Origin of the sequence: Pseudomonas protegens CHA0, from assembly GCF_000397205.1 — a bacterium.
Lineage (GTDB): Bacteria > Pseudomonadota > Gammaproteobacteria > Pseudomonadales > Pseudomonadaceae > Aquipseudomonas > Aquipseudomonas protegens.
In genome coordinates this window covers 6,268,419-6,282,136 of record NC_021237.1, presented here as the reverse complement: position 1 = coordinate 6,282,136, position 13,718 = coordinate 6,268,419, and the positions used below count along the sequence as shown (strand labels likewise).

Here is a 13,718-nt window from a genome sequence, read left to right as displayed (position 1 = left end):
GCACCGCTTGCCAAGCATAATCAAGGAATCGCCCATGAGCGCCAGCACCACCGCCACCCTGCGTCATGATTGGACTTTGGCTGAAGTCAAAGCCCTGTTCGTCCAGCCGTTCAATGACTTGCTGTTCCAGGCGCAGACGGTGCACCGCGCGCATTTCGACGCCAATCGGGTCCAGGTTTCCACGCTGCTGTCGATCAAGACCGGCGCCTGCCCGGAAGATTGCAAATATTGTCCGCAGTCCGGTCACTACAACACCGGCCTGGAAAAGGAAAAGCTCCTTGAGGTGCAGAAGGTCCTGGAAGAGGCCGCCCGGGCCAAGGCCATCGGTTCTACCCGTTTCTGCATGGGCGCGGCCTGGAAGCACCCTTCGGCCAAGGACATGCCCTATGTGCTGGAGATGGTCAAAGGCGTGAAGGCCATGGGCCTGGAAACCTGCATGACCCTGGGCCGTCTCGATCAGGACCAGACCGAGGCGCTGGCCAAGGCCGGCCTGGACTACTACAACCACAACCTCGATACCTCGCCGGAGTTCTACGGCAACATCATCACCACTCGCACCTACAGCGAGCGCCTGCAGACCCTGGCCTATGTGCGTGACGCGGGCATGAAGATCTGTTCCGGCGGCATTCTCGGCATGGGCGAATCCCTGGATGACCGCGCCGGCCTGCTGATCCAGCTGGCCAACCTGCCGGAGCATCCGGAGTCGGTGCCGATCAACATGCTGGTGAAGGTGGCGGGTACGCCGCTGGAAAATGCCGAAGAGGTAGACCCCTTCGACTTTATCCGCATGCTCGCGGTGGCGCGGATTCTCATGCCGCAATCCCATGTGCGGCTATCGGCCGGCCGTGAGGCGATGAATGAGCAGATGCAGGCCCTGGCGTTCTTCGCCGGCGCCAACTCGATTTTCTATGGCGACAAGTTGCTGACCACCGCCAACCCGCAGGCCGACAAGGACATGCAGTTGTTCGCGCGCCTGGGCATCCAGCCCGAAGCCCGCGAAGAACACGCCGACGAGGTGCACCAGGCCGCCATCGAACAGGCCCTGGTGGAGCAGAAAAGCAGCGAGCAGTTCTACAACGCCGCCGTCTGACCTTCTGCCGTAGGAGCCGGTTTGCCGGCGAATCTCGCGAGCCTCATGGATTTCGCGTCGCCTGCTTCGCCGGCAAGCCAGCTCCTGGCGATGAACTGTCCGTAAGCCAACATCGAGGCCTGCATGTCTTTTGATCTCGCCGCGCGCCTTGCTGCCCGCCGTGCCGAACACCTCTATCGCCAGCGCCCGCTGCTGCAGAGCCCCCAGGGGCCGCAAGTGGTGGTCGACGGTCAGCCATTGCTGGCCTTTTGTAACAACGACTACCTGGGCCTAGCCAACCATCCGCAAGTGATCGAAGCCTGGCGCTCCGGTGCCAGCCGCTGGGGCGTGGGCGGTGGTGCTTCCCATCTGGTGATCGGCCACAGCACGCCCCATCACGCCCTGGAAGAGGCGCTGGCCGAACTCACTGGCCGCCCTCGGGCGCTGTTGTTTACCACCGGCTACATGGCCAACCTGGGGGCGGTGACGGCGCTGGTGGGGCAGGGCGATACGGTGCTGGAGGATCGTCTCAACCACGCGTCGCTGCTTGATGCGGGGCTGCTTTCCGGCGCGCGCTTCAACCGTTATCTGCACAACGATGCGCACAGCCTGGCCAAGCGTCTGGAAAAGGCCACCGGCAATACCCTGGTGGTCACCGATGGGGTGTTCAGCATGGATGGCGATGTCGCCGACCTGCCGGCCCTGGCTCGGGCAACCAAGGCCCGTGGCGCCTGGCTGATGGTGGACGATGCCCATGGTTTCGGGCCGCTGGGGGCCAATGGCGGCGGGCTGGTGGAGCATTTCGGCCTGGGGCTGGATGAGGTGCCGGTACTGGTGGGCACCCTGGGCAAGGCTTTCGGCACCGCCGGGGCCTTTGTCGCCGGCAGCGAGGATCTGATCGAAAGCCTGATCCAGTTTGCCCGGCCTTATATCTACACCACCAGTCAGCCGCCAGCCCTGGCCTGCGCCACCCTGAAAAGCCTGGAGCTGCTGCGCAGCGAGCATTGGCGGCGCGAGCACCTGGCGGCCTTGATCCGTCAATTCCGCCAGGGCGCCGAGCAGATCGGCCTGCAGCTGATGGACAGTTTCACCCCGATCCAGCCGATCCTGGTGGGCGACAGTGCTCGGGCCGTGCGTCTGTCGCAGATGCTGCGTGAACGGGGAATCATGGTCAGCGCCATTCGCCCGCCTACCGTGCCGGCCGGCAGCGCGCGGCTGCGGGTGACCTTGTCCGCGGCCCACAGCGAGGCTCAGGTGCAGCTATTGTTAAGCGCGTTGGCAGACTGTTTCAGAGAACTGCAAGCGGAGCCGAGCCATGCGTGATCGACTGATTCTGTTGCCGGGCTGGGGCTTGGGCGTGTCGCCGCTGGAACCTCTGGCGGCGGCCTTGCAGGGGCTGGATGAACACTTGCGGGTGGAGATCGAGCCCTTGCCGGAGTTGACCTCCAGCGACCCGCAGGACTGGCTGGACGAACTCGATGACGCCGTGCCGGACAATGCCTGGCTGGGTGGCTGGTCCCTCGGCGGCATGCTGGCTTCGGAATTGGCGGCGCGCCGTGGTGAGCGCTGCTGCGGCCTGCTGACCCTGGCCAGCAATCCCAGTTTTGTCGCCCATGAACAATGGGCCAGTGCCATGGCCGGGGAAATCTTCGACGGCTTCCTGGCCGGCTGCGCGGCCGATCCGCGAACCACCCTCAAGCGTTTTGCCTTGCTCTGCGCCCAGGGCGCCGCGGACACGCGAGGCCTGTCGCGGTTGCTCCTGAGCGGCGCGCCGACCACGGCGCCGGCGGTGCTGATGGCCGGGCTGGAGTTGCTGGCGCAGTTGGATACCCGCGAAGCCTTGCAAGGCTTTCGCGGGCCGCAGTTGCACTTGTTTGCCGGGCTCGATGCTCTGGTGCCTGCCGAGGCGGCCGGTGAATTGCTGGCCTTGCTGCCGGATATTGAAGTTGGCCTGATTGAACACGCCAGCCACGGATTTCTCCTGGAGGACCCCCATGGAGTGGCGGGAGCGATCCAGGCTTTCTTGCATGAGTCCGGTGATGACTGATCTTTCTCTGACTGCCTTTCCCGTTCGCCTGCCTGACAAGCGCCAGGTCGCGGCTTCGTTCTCCCGCGCGGCGGCCAGCTACGACAGTGTCGCGGAGCTGCAGCGTGCGGTTGGGCAACAATTGCTCAGCCGTCTGCCCCCGGGCCTTGAGCCACGGTGCTGGCTGGACCTGGGCTGCGGCACTGGGCATTTCAGCCGGGTGCTGGGGCAGCGTTTCCGTGCTGCCCAGGGGCTGGCCCTGGATATTGCCGAGGGCATGCTCAATCACGCCCGGCCTTTGGGTGGCGCGGACCATTTCATCGCCGGGGATGCTGAACGCCTGCCGTTGCAAGGCGACAGTTGCCAATTGATCTTCTCTAGCCTGGCGGTGCAGTGGTGCGACGATTTCTCTGCTGTGCTCAGTGAGGCTATGCGGGTGCTCAAGCCGGGCGGCGTGCTGGCTTTTGCCAGCCTGTGCGTGGGTACTTTGCAGGAACTGCGCGAAAGTTGGGCGCAGGTCGATGGCCAGGTTCACGTCAATCGCTTCCGTGAGTTCGAACATTATCGACAGCTGTGTGAAGCCAGTGGCTTGCAAGTGCGCAGTCTGGAAAAGGCGCCCCATGTCCTGTATTACCCGGATGTGCGCAGCCTGACCCATGAGTTGAAAGCCCTGGGCGCGCACAACCTCAATCCCGGACGCCCGGGCGGCTTGACCGGACGGGCGCGGATCGCCGGGTTGATCGATGCCTACGAGGGTTTCCGACAGGCCAAGGGCCTGCCGGCGACTTATCAAGTGGTCTATGCCGTGCTGGAGAAACCGCTATGAGCCCTGCCTACTTCATTACGGGTACCGATACCGATGTGGGGAAAACCACCATTGCGGCCGGCTTGCTGCATGCGGCGCGTCTGGCCGGCCTGAGTACTGCTGCGGGCAAGCCGGTGGCTTCGGGTTGCGAGCTGACGGCCAAGGGCCTGCGTAACGCCGATGCCCTGGCATTGCAGGCGCAGTCTTCGTTGCCGTTGGCCTATGCAGAAGTGAATCCGGTTGCCTTCGAACCGGCCATCGCCCCTCATCTGGCAGCGCGAGAGGCCGGGGTTGCGCTGACCGTGCAGTCGCTGTTGACGCCCATGCGCCATCTGCTGGCCAAGGGCGCGGACTTCACGCTGATTGAAGGCGCGGGTGGTTGGCGGGTCCCCCTGGCAGACCAGGACAATCTGTCGGATCTGGCCATGGCGCTGGGGTTGCCGGTGATCCTGGTGGTGGGCGTGCGTCTGGGTTGCATCAATCATGCGTTGCTGACGGCCGAAGCCATCGCTCAGGACGGCCTGCAACTGGCGGGGTGGGTGGCCAATATCATCGATCCAAAGACCTCTCGTCTGGAGGAAAACCTCGCAACCCTGGCCGAACGCTTGCCGGCCCCGTGCCTGGGCAGGGTGCCGAAACTCAAGCCGGCCAGCGCCGAGGCGGTGGCCGAGCATTTGCAACTGGATCTGCTGGACTAGATTTTGCCTATTGCAAGGCATATTGCCATTAGTGTTTTTGACGGGTGTTTTCTTGACGGGTCTGCTTCAATGACACCTGTCACTCATTCTCAAGGTCGAGTTCTCCCATGCAAATCTCCGGGAACACCGCTTTCTACGCCGGGCTGAACGCTATCCAGACCGGGCAGAATCGCGTCGATCAAGCCGCCGGCCAGATTGCCAGCACTGCAGTTGAACGCTCTGCCGGCAGCCAGTCGTCGGATGTCCAGGTTGACCGCCTGCGCGCTGTGGATCGCAGCCAGGAATCGGATCTGGCCAGCAGCATGGTGGATATGTCCATGGGCAAGATCCAGGCAGAACTGGGCGTCAATGTCGCCAAGGCCTCGGATGAAGTCCTCGGCACCCTGATCGATACCTACGCCTGATTACCCTCTGCAAAAGCCCGGCCTCCCAAAGAGACCGGGCTTTTTCATGCCTTTTCTGTTGATAGCGGCTCTCGCTGATTCCTTTCCCTGACTGATTGCCGGTGCGTCGGCTTCTACACTTCATGGCAGTGCCGTGGGTGTTCGCCTGCGTATGCATTTTGTTTCGATGACGAAAGGCATTGGCGCGACGCTTGACAAGATTTGGGCGTAAACGTATGTTTCAAACAACTGTTTGACCGCTATAAAAACTCAACGCGGTTGTTCATTCCCGGTTACATCAGCAGAGGTTTATCGCTATGCCTGACTACAAGGCCCCCTTGCGTGATATTCGCTTCGTTCGTGACGAGCTGCTCGGCTATGAGGCGCATTATCAGAGCCTCCCGGCTTGCCAGGACGCCACTCCGGACATGGTTGACGCCATTCTCGAGGAAGGTGCCAAGTTTTGTGAGCAGGTGCTGGCTCCGCTGAACCGTGTGGGCGACCTGGAAGGTTGCACCTGGAGTGAATCCGGCGTTAAGACCCCTACCGGCTTCAAGGAAGCCTACAAGCAATTCGTCGAAGGCGGCTGGCCAAGCCTGGCTCACGACGTTGAGCACGGTGGTCAGGGCCTGCCTGAATCCCTGGGCCTGGCGGTCAGCGAAATGGTTGGCGAAGCCAACTGGTCGTGGGGCATGTACCCTGGCCTGTCCCATGGCGCGATGAACACCATTTCCGAGCACGGTACTGCCGAGCAGCAAGAGGCCTACCTGACCAAGCTGGTGTCCGGAGAATGGACCGGCACCATGTGCCTGACCGAGCCGCACTGCGGCACCGACCTGGGCATGCTGCGCACCAAGGCCGAACCTCAGGCCGATGGTTCCTACAAAGTCACTGGCACCAAGATCTTCATCTCTGCCGGTGAACACGATATGGCCGACAACATCGTCCACATCGTTCTGGCGCGCCTGCCGGACGCACCGGCCGGTACCAAGGGTATTTCGCTGTTCATCGTGCCCAAGTTCCTGCCTAACGCTGATGGCAGCGTAGGTCAGCGCAACGCCGTGAGCTGTGGTTCCCTGGAGCACAAGATGGGGATCCACGGTAACGCCACCTGCGTGATGAACTTCGACGCGGCCACCGGTTTCCTCATCGGCCCGGCGAACAAAGGCCTGAACTGCATGTTCACCTTTATGAACACCGCGCGCCTGGGTACCGCTCTGCAAGGCCTGGCCCATGCCGAAATCGGCTTCCAGGGCGGCCTGAAGTACGCTCGCGATCGCCTGCAAATGCGCTCCCTGACTGGCCCGAAAGCGCCGGACAAGGCTGCCGACCCGATCATCGTGCACCCTGACGTGCGCCGCATGCTGCTGACCATGAAGGCCTTCGCCGAAGGCAACCGGGCAATGGTCTACTTCACTGCCAAGCAGGTCGATATCGTCAAGTACGGTGTGGATGAAGAAGAGAAGAAGAAAGCCGACGCACTGCTGGCGTTCATGACTCCGATCGCCAAGGCGTTCATGACTGAAGTTGGTTTTGAATCCGCCAACCACGGTGTGCAGATCTATGGCGGCCACGGCTTCATCGCCGAGTGGGGCATGGAGCAGAACGTTCGCGACAGCCGTATCTCGATGCTGTACGAAGGCACCACCGGTATCCAGGCACTCGACCTGCTGGGCCGTAAAGTGCTGATGACTCAGGGCGAGGCTCTGAAAGGCTTTACCAAGATCGTCCACAAGTTCTGCCAGAACAACGAAGGCAACGAAGCCGTCAAGGAATTCGTCGCACCTCTGGCTGCACTGAACAAAGAATGGGGCGAGCTGACCATGAAGGTCGGTATGGCTGCCATGAAAGATCGCGAAGAAGTCGGCGCGGCCTCCGTGGACTACCTGATGTACTCCGGTTATGCCTGCCTGGCCTACTTCTGGGCCGACATGGCACGCCTGGCGGCTGAAAAGCTGGCAGCCGGCACCACCGAAGAGGCTTTCTACACCGCCAAGCTGCAGACCGCGCGTTTCTACTTCCAGCGCATCCTGCCGCGTACCCGCACTCACGTTGCAACCATGCTTTCGGGTGCCAACAACCTGATGGACATGAAGGAAGAAGACTTCGGCCTGGCTTACTAAGCCCGACCGCAGTGGTTCGAAAAGCCGTTCGCCCCTTGGAGCGAGCGGTTTTTTTATGCCCGCAGAATCTTCATGAAAATTCCCGACTAAATCGCTAAGCAGAAGCGATTTCCTGCCGTTAAAGAGATGGCAATGTGATGTCCATCACACCGCGTGTGCTTAACTTCAACAAATGAAGGCACAATGCCATTCATTGATCAGCCGGGTCGGAGTTTTACCCTTGCCGCGTTCTTTCGCTGTACGTTTCAGTCACTTTGTACCGTCTTTACTGCTTCTGCTTGCGGGGCTGGCGGCCGCCTACGTCAAGGACCTCAACGTCTTCTTCACCTCGCTGTTCAACGTGCTGCCAACCTTGGTGCTGTTGCTGGGCGGGGCGTATTGCGCGGTATATCGGCGCCAGCGCGAACTGTTTTTGATGGTCACTGTGTACATCGCCTATTTCCTGCTGGACACCCAGACCGACTACTACCGGGACAACGGCAGGGTCCGGGAGGACGCGGCGGTGGTGTTCCATCTCTGCTGCCTGTTGCTGCCGCTGTTGTTCGGACTGTTCGCTGCCTGGCAGGAGCGCACGCACCTGTTCCAGGACATGGTGGCGCGTTTTGCCGTGCTGCTGGCCTTCGGCAGTGTGGCTCTGGGGCTCGAGCAGAGTTACCCGCAGGCTCTGCTGAACTGGTTGGCGGAGATCCGCTGGCCGGCCCTGCATGGCAGTTGGATGAGTTTGATCCAGTTGTCGTATCCAGTGTTCTTCGCAGCCTTCCTGCTGCTGGCGATCCAGTACTGGCGCAGCCCGCGTCCGCTGCACGCGGCGCAGCTGGTGGGGCTTCTGGGGCTGTTCTGGATGCTGCCCAAGACCTTCATCCTGCCGTTCACCCTGAACATCATGTGCAGCCAGGTGATGCTGATGATCGCTGCTGCTGTCGCCCACGAGGCCTACCAGATGGCGTTCCGCGACGAACTGACCGGCCTGCCGGGACGCCGGGCGCTTAACGAGCGCATGCAGCGCCTGGGGCGCAACTATGTGCTGGCGATGACCGACGTCGATCACTTCAAGAAATTCAATGACACCCACGGGCACGATGTGGGCGACCAGGTGTTGCGCCTGGTGGCCAGCAAGCTCTCGAAAGTCACCGGGGGCGGCCGGGCCTACCGTTACGGAGGCGAGGAGTTTGCCGTGGTGTTCGCCGGCAAGACCATGGACGAATGCATGCCGCATCTGGAGATGATTCGCGAGATCATCGCCACCTACAACATTCAACTGCGTAATCAGGACAACCGCCCTCAGGACGACCAGCAGGGTCGCCAGCGTCGCGGTGTCGCTGCCGCGTCCAGTGTCTCGGTGACCATCAGTATCGGCGTCGCCGAGCGGCTGGCAGAGCACCGGACTCCGGAGGAAGTGCTCAAGGCTGCAGACCAGGCGCTCTACAGCGCCAAGGGGGCGGGGCGTAACTGTGTCATTGCATTCGGGCAGAACCGCCGCGGTGCGGTGCGCATGGATACAGCTGCGGGTTGAGTGATGATGGCGCATTCAGCGCCTGCACAGTCATTGGCAGGCTGAGGGCGGCGGCAGTAGGTTGGTCTGATCTGCTGCCGGAGAAACCACCATGCCCGAGTATCAAGCCCCCTTGCGCGACATGCGCTTTCTGATCGATCACGTCTTCGACTTTCATGCCAGTTACGCGGCGTTGGGGGCCACTGACGCCAGTCCGGACATGGTCAGTGCCATCCTCGAGGAAGGCGCGAAATTCTGCGAAAACGTCCTGGCCCCGTTGAACCGTTCCGGTGACGAGGAAGGTTGCCACTTTGATAACGGCGTGGTCACCACGCCCAAGGGCTTCAAGCAGGCCTTCGCCCAGTACGTTGAAGGCGGCTGGCACGGGTTGGCCGCCGATCCGGCCTATGGCGGCCAGGGACTGCCCCACTCGCTGGGGCTGGTGATCAGCGAGATGGTGGGCTCCAGCAACACCTCCTGGGGCATGTACCCGGGCCTGACCCACGGTGCCATGTCGGCTATTCATGCCCATGGCAGCGCGGAACAGAAGCAGTTGTACCTGGGCAAGCTCACCGCCGGGCAATGGACCGGCACCATGTGCCTGACCGAAGCCCATTGCGGCACTGATCTTGGCATCATCAAGACTCGCGCGGTGCCCCAGGCAGACGGCAGCTATGCGGTGACGGGGAGCAAGATCTTCATCTCCGCCGGCGAGCATGACATGAGCGAGAACATCGTTCACCTGGTGTTGGCCAAGCTGCCGGACGCGCCGGCCGGAACCAAGGGTATTTCGCTGTTCATCGTGCCCAAGTTCCTGCCGGATGCGGCAGGTGAGGCCGGCGAGCGCAATGGCGTGAGCTGCGGCTCCATCGAGCACAAGATGGGGATCAAGGCGTCCGCGACCTGTGTACTGAACTTCGACGGTGCCAGGGGCTTTCTGATTGGTCAGGCCAACAAAGGCCTGAACTGCATGTTCACCATGATGAACCACGCCCGCCTGGGGACCGGAATGCAGGGCCTGTGTCTGGGTGAAACCAGCTTCCAGGGGGCGATCAGATACGCCAACGATCGTTTGCAGATGCGGTCGCTGACCGGCCCCAAGTCTCCGGACAAGGCGGCGGACCCGATCATCGTCCACCCTGATGTGCGGCGCATGCTGCTGACCATGAAGGCGTTCAACGAAGGCAACCGGGCCCTGGCCTACTTCACCGCCCAGTTGCTGGATGTGGCGCATCTGAGCCGCGATGAAGCCCAGCGCCAGGACGCCGAGAACCTCCTGGCGTTCCTCACCCCGATCTGCAAGGCCTTCATGACCGAGACCGGGCTGGAAGTGACCAACCACGGCATGCAGGTGTTCGGCGGTCATGGGTTTATTCGCGAATGGGGCATGGAGCAGTTGGTACGTGATTGCCGCATTGCGCCGATCTATGAAGGTACCAATGGCATCCAGGCCCTGGACCTGCTGGGCCGCAAGGTGCTGGGCAGCCAGGGCAAGCTGCTGCTGGGCTTTACCCGGATTGTGCACAAGTTCTGCAGCGCGCATGCCGAGCATCCGCAGCTCCAGGCTTATGTCGCGCAACTCGATGCCTTGAACCGTCAGTGGGGCGAGTTGACCACCAAGGTCGGCATGGCAGCCATGAACAACCCCGACGAAGTGGGGGCCGCGGCCTTGGATTACCTGATGTACAGCGGCTACATCGTCCTGGCCTATTTCTGGTTGCGCATGGCTCTGGTCGCCCAGCAGCAACTGGACGCCGGGCAGGGCGACCAGGACTTCGCCACCGCCAAGCTGATCACCTGCGAGTTCTATTTCAAGCGCCTGCTGCCCCGTACGGGGGCTCATCGGGCGGCCATCGAGGCCGGCAGTGATTGCCTGATGAAACTTCCCGCGCAGTTGTTCGCCTTGTAACTGCTAGGGCGGCACGAACAAAGCCCGCTGCTGCGGGTTTTTTCGTGCTTGGGAATATCTGTGACTAAAAATTACATAAAGGTCACTAGTTGACCCTATGTGTCGCAAAAGTTGTTCGGGTACACTCTGGTTTTCTAAATGGGTCCGTTTCGGCCCGCTTTTTTAGTTCTTGCGAGGTTTGCCATGGCTGACTACAAAGCGCCCTTGCGCGATATGCGCTTCGTCCTCAATGAAGTTTTCGAGGTCGCCAAACTCTGGGCCCAGTTGCCGGCTCTGGCTGAGACTGTGGATGTCGAGACGGTCGAGGCGATTCTGGAGGAAGCGGGCAAAGTCACCGCCAGAAGCATTGCTCCGCTGAGTCGCGGTGCCGACGAGGAAGGTTGCCACTGGGACAACACCGAGGTGACCACCCCTGAAGGTTTCCCACAGGCCTATCAGACCTACGCCGAAGGTGGTTGGGTCGGTGTGGGTGGCGATCCCGAGTTCGGCGGCATGGGCATGCCCAAGGCGGTATCGGCCCAGGTCGAGGAAATGGTCAACTCCGCGAGCCTGGCCTTTGGCCTGTACCCGATGCTGACTGCCGGGGCCTGCCTGTCGATCAACGCCCATGCCAGCGAAGAGCTGAAAGCCACCTACCTGCCGAACATGTATGCCGGTGTCTGGGCAGGCTCCATGTGCCTGACCGAGCCCCATGCCGGTACCGATCTGGGGATTATCCGCACCAAGGCCGAGCCTCGGGCCGACGGTTCCTATGCCATCAGCGGAACCAAGATCTTCATTACCGGTGGTGAGCACGACCTGACGGAAAACATCATTCACCTGGTGCTGGCCAAGCTGCCGGATGCGCCGGCTGGTCCCAAGGGTATTTCCCTGTTCCTGGTGCCCAAGTTCATGGTCAATGCCGATGGCAGCCTGGGCGAGCGCAACCCGGTGACCTGTGGTTCGATCGAGCACAAGATGGGCATCCAGGCTTCGGCCACGTGCGTGATGAACTTCGATCAGGCCATCGGTTACCTGGTGGGTGAACCGAACAAGGGCCTGGCGGCCATGTTCACCATGATGAACTACGAGCGTTTGGGGGTAGGTATCCAGGGGCTGGCCACTGGCGAGCGTTCCTACCAGAACGCTATTGAATATGCCCGTGATCGCCTGCAGAGCCGCTCGCCTACCGGCCCGCAAGCCAAGGACAAGGTAGCCGACCCGATCATTGTGCACCCGGATGTGCGGCGCATGCTGCTGACCATGAAGGCTGCAAACGAAGGCGGCCGGGCATTTTCCACCTATGTGGCGATGCAATTGGATACCGCCAAGTTCAGCGAAGATCCGGATACCCGCAAGCGCGCGGAAAGCCTGGTGGCTTTGCTGACCCCGGTGGCCAAGGCTTTCCTGACCGACCTGGGTCTGGAAACCACGGTTCATGGCCAGCAGATCTTCGGCGGCCACGGCTATATCCGTGAGTGGGGCCAGGAACAACTGGTACGCGATGTACGGATTACCCAGATTTACGAGGGCACCAACGGTATCCAGGCTCTGGATCTGGTGGGACGCAAGATCGTCGGGAGCGGCGGTGCGTTCTATAAGCTGTTTGCCGACGAGATCCGCCATTTCACCGCTACGGCGGATGAGCAATGGGGGGAGTTCACCCGCCCGCTGAACGCGGCGCTGGACAATCTGGATGAGCTGACCGCCTGGGTATTGGACCGGTCCGCCAGCAACCCCAACGAAATCGGGGCAGCGTCGGTGGAATACCTGCAGGTATTTGGCTACACCGCCTACGCCTACATGTGGGCACTGATGGCCAAGGCTGCGTTGGGCAAGGAGCAGGAAGACGACTTCTATGCCAGCAAACTGGGGACGGCGCGGTTCTACTTCGCCCGCCTGCTGCCGCGTATCCACTCGCTTAGCGCCTCGGTCAAGGCCGGTAGCGAATCGCTGTTCCTGTTGCAGGCTGAGCAGTTTTAACCAGCAAGGGCGTTTGTAAGTCATCTCTTACATAACGTGCTGCTGATCGTCCATATCGGTAGATGACGGCTGAAGCTAATCTACTTCACATGGACGTCGCGCAGGAAGCGCAAAGCAACAACACGGACACGTAGGATTCCGCCAGGATGGTGGAGTGAAAAGGATGTCAGGGAAACAGTCTGCAAAGCCCCGCTTCGGCGGGGTTTTCTTTTGTCCGGGTTTTTTATTTTGGCAGGCTTATCCCGGCACCTCCACGGCGGAAGTTCCCCCCAGGCGCGGCTCCTGCGCATTCATCGAGTCTTCCAACAAGCTGCGCAGCAGCTCCAGCGTCCCCTGTTGACGCTGCAGATCCCGGCAGACCAACCCCACCTTTAGCGGCACCCTGGGCTCGCTCAGCGGTTTCCACAACAGTTCCTTGTTGCCGTGCTGCTGTTGGGAGCGCCCGGGAAGCACGGTGGCCAGCCGTGTATGGGGCAGGCTGTCGAGAATCCCGGCCATGTTGTTCAGCTCCGCCTGCACCTGCGGGCGCCGCCCCAGATTGGCCAGTTGAGCCTGCCAGATCTGGCGGATCTGGAACTCCTCTCCCAACAACAGCATCGGCAACTCTGCTGCCTGGCTCATGGAGACCTTCTTGAACTCGCGCAGCGGATGCTGCTCCGGGATGACCAGAGTCAGTTCATCTTCGTACAGCGGTACCCCATGCAGACCTGGCTGGCGTGGCGGCAAGTAGCTGATGCCGATATCCAGCGAGCCATTGAGCAGGCGTCTTTCGATCTCCAGGCCGGTCAATTCATAGATCTGCACCACAAGATGGGGCTGGGCCTTGCGTACACGCTCAAGCATCTGCGGCACCAGGCTGGTATGCACGGTTTGCAGTACGCCGATCGCCAAGGTGCGCAGCGCCTGGCCCTTGAAGTTGCGCAAGGCCTCGCGGGCCTGTTGCAAGCCGTCGAGCAGGGGCAGGGCGTGGTTGTACAGCGTATGCGCCGCCAGTGTCGGCAACAGGCGTTTACTGCTGCGCTCGAACAGGCTGACGTCGAGGTTCTGTTCCAGCTGGCGGATCTGCTGGGAAAGCGCCGGTTGCGAGATCGACAGCCGTTCGGCGGCACGTCCCACATGACCTTCTTCATACACCGCGACGAAATAACGCAGTTGCTTAAAATCCATAAGTATTTCTTATCGAAAAAGCTTAAAAAACGAAATGGCCCGAAGCCCCGGAGGGGCCTAGTCTAGCGCCTATTCACAAGGCTT

The 13,718-nt window shown here is 61.4% G+C and carries 11 protein-coding genes; 10 read left to right on the top strand and 1 reads right to left on the bottom strand.

The window, feature by feature from the left end; genetic code table 11:
* Positions 1 to 34: 34 nt before the first annotated feature.
* The 10 genes from bioB (at position 35) to PFLCHA0_RS28095 (ending at position 12,467) form a co-directional block, all read left to right on the top strand.
* Positions 35 to 1,090: a biotin synthase BioB gene (bioB, locus tag PFLCHA0_RS28140; protein ID WP_011063868.1), complete on the top strand. Its 1,056-nt coding sequence runs from the start codon at positions 35 to 37 to the stop codon at positions 1,088 to 1,090.
* A gap of 123 nt (positions 1,091 to 1,213) precedes the next feature.
* Positions 1,214 to 2,392: an 8-amino-7-oxononanoate synthase gene (gene bioF, locus PFLCHA0_RS28135; protein WP_011063867.1), complete on the top strand. Its 1,179-nt coding sequence runs from the start codon at positions 1,214 to 1,216 to the stop codon at positions 2,390 to 2,392.
* On the top strand, positions 2,385 to 3,116 hold the full coding sequence (locus PFLCHA0_RS28130) for an alpha/beta fold hydrolase (RefSeq protein WP_015637273.1): 732 nt from the start codon (positions 2,385 to 2,387) through the stop codon (positions 3,114 to 3,116). Before bioF ends, PFLCHA0_RS28130 begins: the two co-directional genes overlap by 8 nt.
* A complete protein-coding gene (gene bioC, locus PFLCHA0_RS28125) occupies positions 3,109 to 3,921 on the top strand; it encodes a malonyl-ACP O-methyltransferase BioC (RefSeq protein WP_015637272.1) in 813 nt (270 codons plus the stop codon). Before PFLCHA0_RS28130 ends, bioC begins: the two co-directional genes overlap by 8 nt.
* Positions 3,918 to 4,598, top strand: coding sequence for a dethiobiotin synthase (gene bioD, locus PFLCHA0_RS28120; RefSeq protein WP_011063864.1), 681 nt, complete (start codon positions 3,918 to 3,920; stop codon positions 4,596 to 4,598). Before bioC ends, bioD begins: the two co-directional genes overlap by 4 nt.
* Positions 4,599 to 4,705: 107 nt before the next feature.
* Positions 4,706 to 5,002, top strand: a complete 297-nt coding sequence (locus tag PFLCHA0_RS28115; protein ID WP_015637271.1) for a hypothetical protein — start codon at positions 4,706 to 4,708, stop codon at positions 5,000 to 5,002.
* 296 nt (positions 5,003 to 5,298) lie between these two features.
* Positions 5,299 to 7,104: a phenylacyl-CoA dehydrogenase gene (locus PFLCHA0_RS28110; RefSeq protein WP_015637270.1), complete on the top strand. Its 1,806-nt coding sequence runs from the start codon at positions 5,299 to 5,301 to the stop codon at positions 7,102 to 7,104.
* A gap of 220 nt (positions 7,105 to 7,324) precedes the next feature.
* Positions 7,325 to 8,617, top strand: a complete 1,293-nt coding sequence (locus PFLCHA0_RS28105) for a GGDEF domain-containing protein (RefSeq protein WP_011063861.1) — start codon at positions 7,325 to 7,327, stop codon at positions 8,615 to 8,617.
* A 91-nt stretch (positions 8,618 to 8,708) separates the two neighbouring features.
* The gene (locus tag PFLCHA0_RS28100) at positions 8,709 to 10,505 is read left to right on the top strand and encodes an acyl-CoA dehydrogenase C-terminal domain-containing protein (RefSeq protein ID WP_011063860.1); all 1,797 of its coding nucleotides are present in this window, start codon (positions 8,709 to 8,711) and stop codon (positions 10,503 to 10,505) included.
* Positions 10,506 to 10,688: 183 nt separating this feature from the next.
* Complete coding sequence (locus PFLCHA0_RS28095; RefSeq protein ID WP_015637268.1) at positions 10,689 to 12,467, top strand: acyl-CoA dehydrogenase C-terminal domain-containing protein; 1,779 nt, start codon at positions 10,689 to 10,691, stop codon at positions 12,465 to 12,467.
* Between the two features lie 237 nt (positions 12,468 to 12,704).
* On the opposite strand, the gene PFLCHA0_RS28090 is transcribed toward PFLCHA0_RS28095, so the two are convergent.
* Positions 12,705 to 13,634, bottom strand: a complete 930-nt coding sequence (locus PFLCHA0_RS28090; protein WP_011063858.1) for a LysR family transcriptional regulator — start codon at positions 13,632 to 13,634, stop codon at positions 12,705 to 12,707.
* Between the last annotated feature and the right edge of the window lie 84 nt (positions 13,635 to 13,718).

Excerpts from the sequence above, each read along its gene's own strand:
- bioB (WP_011063868.1), top strand. The coding sequence starts at position 35 with ATGAGCGCCAGCACCACCGCCACCCTGCGTCATGATTGGACTTTGGCT.
- bioF (WP_011063867.1), top strand. The coding sequence starts at position 1,214 with ATGTCTTTTGATCTCGCCGCGCGCCTTGCTGCCCGCCGTGCCGAACAC.
- PFLCHA0_RS28130 (WP_015637273.1), top strand. The coding sequence starts at position 2,385 with ATGCGTGATCGACTGATTCTGTTGCCGGGCTGGGGCTTGGGCGTGTCG.
- bioC (WP_015637272.1), top strand. The coding sequence starts at position 3,109 with ATGACTGATCTTTCTCTGACTGCCTTTCCCGTTCGCCTGCCTGACAAG.
- bioD (WP_011063864.1), top strand. The coding sequence starts at position 3,918 with ATGAGCCCTGCCTACTTCATTACGGGTACCGATACCGATGTGGGGAAA.
- PFLCHA0_RS28115 (WP_015637271.1), top strand. The coding sequence starts at position 4,706 with ATGCAAATCTCCGGGAACACCGCTTTCTACGCCGGGCTGAACGCTATC.
- PFLCHA0_RS28110 (WP_015637270.1), top strand. The coding sequence starts at position 5,299 with ATGCCTGACTACAAGGCCCCCTTGCGTGATATTCGCTTCGTTCGTGAC.
- PFLCHA0_RS28100 (WP_011063860.1), top strand. The coding sequence starts at position 8,709 with ATGCCCGAGTATCAAGCCCCCTTGCGCGACATGCGCTTTCTGATCGAT.
- PFLCHA0_RS28095 (WP_015637268.1), top strand. The coding sequence starts at position 10,689 with ATGGCTGACTACAAAGCGCCCTTGCGCGATATGCGCTTCGTCCTCAAT.
- PFLCHA0_RS28090 (WP_011063858.1), bottom strand. The coding sequence starts at position 13,634 with ATGGATTTTAAGCAACTGCGTTATTTCGTCGCGGTGTATGAAGAAGGT.